This is a genomic window from Methylibium sp., from assembly GCF_013817365.1.
Classification (GTDB): Bacteria; Pseudomonadota; Gammaproteobacteria; order Burkholderiales; family Burkholderiaceae_C; genus Methylibium.
This window is the reverse complement of the sequence record NZ_JACDCU010000424.1, coordinates 1-3,411: the sequence shown is the minus strand read 5'-3', so window position 1 is coordinate 3,411 and position 3,411 is coordinate 1. Positions and strand designations below refer to the sequence as shown.

General features: G+C 65.2%; 4 protein-coding genes. 3 read left to right on the top strand and 1 reads right to left on the bottom strand.

Annotation, left to right across the window (positions count from 1 at the left end; genetic code table 11):
• Window positions 1-422: 422 nt before the first annotated feature.
• The gene (locus tag H0W38_RS19010) at window positions 423-602 is read right to left on the bottom strand and encodes a hypothetical protein (RefSeq protein WP_292457096.1); all 180 of its coding nucleotides are present in this window, start codon (window positions 600-602) and stop codon (window positions 423-425) included.
• A gap of 130 nt (window positions 603-732) precedes the next feature.
• Between H0W38_RS19010 and H0W38_RS19005 the strand changes: the two genes are divergently transcribed.
• The 3 genes from H0W38_RS19005 to H0W38_RS18995 all read left to right on the top strand — a co-directional run bounded on the left by H0W38_RS19005 (window position 733) and on the right by H0W38_RS18995 (window position 3,394).
• Window positions 733-1,215 (top strand): LAGLIDADG family homing endonuclease, encoded by a 483-nt coding sequence (locus tag H0W38_RS19005; RefSeq protein ID WP_292457093.1) that lies wholly within the window; start codon window positions 733-735, stop codon window positions 1,213-1,215.
• 113 nt (window positions 1,216-1,328) lie between these two features.
• The gene (locus H0W38_RS19000; RefSeq protein WP_292457091.1) at window positions 1,329-2,138 is read left to right on the top strand and encodes a hypothetical protein; all 810 of its coding nucleotides are present in this window, start codon (window positions 1,329-1,331) and stop codon (window positions 2,136-2,138) included.
• Window positions 2,135-3,394, top strand: coding sequence for an AAA family ATPase (locus H0W38_RS18995; protein WP_292457088.1), 1,260 nt, complete (start codon window positions 2,135-2,137; stop codon window positions 3,392-3,394). The genes H0W38_RS19000 and H0W38_RS18995 overlap by 4 nt, the downstream gene beginning before the upstream one ends.
• Window positions 3,395-3,411: the final 17 nt, after the last annotated feature.

Sequence of the window (3,411 nt, the reverse complement as noted above, 5' to 3'; positions counted from 1 at the left end):
CTCCATGGTTCGGCTCCAGTCGATGAACGAGGCGGATTGCCTCGATCAACAACATGGCAGAGCCGGACGCTCAACGCACCACCACCGGCGTAGCCGGAGCGCCTACCGCGCGAGCGGTTTAGTCCTCCGCTGCATCGCAGCCCTTGCCGGCGCGAGCGTCACTCGACAGCAGTGGTTCGGCTACCTCAACGCCACTACAGAGCGACCTTGCTCACCATCGATCTCGTTCAGCGCAGCAGTGACGTGATCGCCTACGGCCAAGCGAACGGCAGCGCGAACGTCTGTTATCAGGGCGGAGTGCCTAGTTCGAAGTCGATAGGCCCCCGTTTGTCGCATAGCCGCGACGATCGGCCGGGCCGCCAAGTCCGCTTGTCATTTCAAGCTACTGGCAGGTGCTATTGCGCCTCGCAGAGCCATCGTCACTAGCGGCGAGCGCTTTGCCTCCCATCGACTCCCAGCTCGCTGACATCGACGCCGAGGTAGGCGGCAAGCGCGAAGCGCAGCACGTCCGACCTTGAGGGAATGGTTGCACCGTGCTTGCTCAGCTCGATGCGCTTGTTGTCGATGAGCTTTGCGCCGTGCGGGCTGATGCGCACGTTCAACTGGGAACGACTGTCTGACGGCTCCATCAAGCGATGGTAGCCCACCGACAGACATGCGCCATGTCGCATCGCTAGACAAACCGCATGTAGCAGGATATACTGTCTATCAGTCTACTGATCGCTCATCGTCATGACCTCTGGCAAAACTCCTCGCTCCGTGTCGGAGTCCTCTAATTCGTCATATGACGACATCTCGTTGGCGTGGGCCGGTGGCTTCGTTGATGGCGAGGGCTGCATCCACATCGCCAAGCAGGCGAGTCGCGACCGTCGGCGCGTGAGCTATCGACTGGGCGTCCACATCAGCCAGAACAATCTACCGGTGCTGGCGCACTTCTGCGAAGCCGTCGGCCTCCAGGCGCCCATCTACGAACTCAAACATGTCGTCGGTCGTCGGCGTACCTGCTACACGCTGAACTACACCGGCAAGTTCGCCCGGCTGCTCATCGAGCGACTGCTCCCTCATCTCGTGCGCAAGCGCGACGAGGCCTTGGCCTCGCTCGACTTCTGGAGCCACGGCCAGGTCGGCCTTCGCCGCGGCGGTCCCCGAGGCCTCGACCCGGCTCTCGTCGAGGTCCGCGAGCACTACTACCAGTTGCTCAAGCAACTGAAGTAGCGCGCCTGCAGCGCCTCAAGTGCAGCGGCCTCCAGCGTTTTCGGCACTTGAGGCAATTGGATGGGTGCCTGCTGTCGGGCTCCCCGCAAGGTATGCCCCAAAAGGACTCACCCATGCTCACCGCCACCATCGATGTCGCCGGGCTGCACCCGGCCCGCCATGCGTTCTCTCTCCTTGGCCGAATCGAGAGCCGCAAGCTTCTCTGGGCCGGCCAGTTCGTCTGCGCCGTTCAGACCTCGGTCGGCAAGCTGCAAGTGCGGGGCAATCGTGACGTGCTGCTGGACGTGGAGGACGGGAGCTGGCTTGCGCTGCGTCTCCAGCGTGACGAGCAAGGCGTGCGCGTGAGTGTTTTCGAGCGGGCTTCACCACTGGTTCAGGCGGCTTGGCTGCCGAGCGTTCCGTGCGTCCAGCTTGCTGACCTGCAGCGCCTGCGCTTGCTGCTCGGCCGGCTCTCACCAGCCGCTCAAGCCCTCTTCATGTCCGTCATGGCCAGCGGCCGTACCCAGCTTCGCTTCTTCCGCCGGACGGCTGCACTCGACCACCACGCGAGACCTGGTGGGTTGTTCGAGCAAAGCGTGCACGCCGCCGAACTGGCCTACACCGCACAGCACCCGTCCGAGGCAGAGCGCGACGCCGCGACCCTGGCGGCACTGCTGTTCGACCTCGGCAAACTGGTCGACCCTCAGGTCGGCCACGACCTCCTGCGCGCGGGCCCAGAACTGGAGCCGCACGTGATGACATGCTTGCGCGTCCTGCCAGCCTGCGACCTGATGGAGCGCCACGACGCCGTCCTGGCGAGCACCGTCCGCGGCCTGCTCGTTCCTGGCTCGGACGAAGTGGACCATTCGCTGTACCAGCGCGTCCGCCACGCCGTCGAGCGCTCCTGGTTGGCTTCCTCGTTCGTCCAGTTGGATACGAAATGATGGTCAAACAATCATCAGGTGCTTCTTCGCTGCCCGCCGGCTACGAGCGCTGGACAGTCGGTAAGGGCGGGGAGTGGCTTGCGCTGCCGCGGCGCGTCATCGAGGACATCCTCGTGGAGCGCCAGGTGAAGGACCGCCTCAAGCCACGTGTCGAGGTTTTGCCCGAGAAGGTGCCTGAACCTGAGCCTGCCGAATCAGCACCTGCGGGTCCGGCGTGGCACGCCGCCTGGGGCGCCGAGCCTTCGCGGGAATGTCACCGCGTGCTGCTGCAGTTCGACGCGCTTCACAGCGGAGTCTTCCTCGAGGACCGACAGCATCGCAGCGCCGACACCGACGTCGGCAAGCGACTCAAATCGATGGTCGAGCGCCTGGTCAACTTCGGCCCCGACCGCCGCTACGCCCGCAGCGGCGGCTCGCGTGCCGAGCTGGAATCGCTCGAGCGCGAGATGCCGCACTTCCGTGCGCCACTGCGGCTGCTGAAGCACACGCTCGCACTGGCCGAGGTCGCCCCGCGCCCTGTGCGCATCCCGCCGATGCTGCTGCTCGGCCCGCCCGGCGTGGGCAAGACGCACTTCAGCCAACGTGTCGCAGAACTGCTCGCCGTGCCGCACGCGGCCATCGGCTACGACCAGCCCAGCGCGGGCAATGCCCTCGCCGGCACTGATTCCCACTGGGGGAACTCCTCGACTGGATTGCTGTTCGAGCTGCTGTGCCAGGGCGAATACGCCAACCCGGTCATCCTGCTCGACGAACTGGACAAGGCGACCATCGACTCCAGCACCTACGCCAACAAGCCGCTGGCCGAACTGCACGGGGTGCTTGAGCCCGTCACCGCGCGTCGAATGGCAGACCAGTCGGTTGGCATCCAGTTCGACGCCAGCTTGGTCACCTACATCGCGACTGCCAACGGCGTGCGCGGCATCGAGCCGTCCATCCTGAGCCGCTTTGAGGTGTTTGTCATCGAGCCGCCGCAGCCGCGGGAGGCGGTCGAGACGGCAAGAAGGGTGGCGGCTTCGGCGCTTAAGCGCATCGGGCTCGAGGAGCGGGTGCGCCTGGACCCGAAGTGCCACTACCTGCTGGCCCATTTGAGCCCGCGGCAGATGCTGCGCACGGTCGAGAAGGCGGTGGCGACCGCCATCAGCGAAAAGCGCGACGTCATCGAGGAGGCCGACCTGTGGCCCGAGCTCGGCTTGTGTCGCCGCCGGACGAATACTCCCCATTTCCGCCGGTTGAATATTCCCCAGTTTGATCTTTGAGCGCAGCCGGGCCGAGG

Coding starts and splice junctions, on each gene's coding strand:
- H0W38_RS19005 (WP_292457093.1), top strand. CDS start 733: ATGACCTCTGGCAAAACTCCTCGCTCCGTGTCGGAGTCCTCTAATTCG.
- H0W38_RS19000 (WP_292457091.1), top strand. CDS start 1,329: ATGCTCACCGCCACCATCGATGTCGCCGGGCTGCACCCGGCCCGCCAT.
- H0W38_RS18995 (WP_292457088.1), top strand. CDS start 2,135: ATGATGGTCAAACAATCATCAGGTGCTTCTTCGCTGCCCGCCGGCTAC.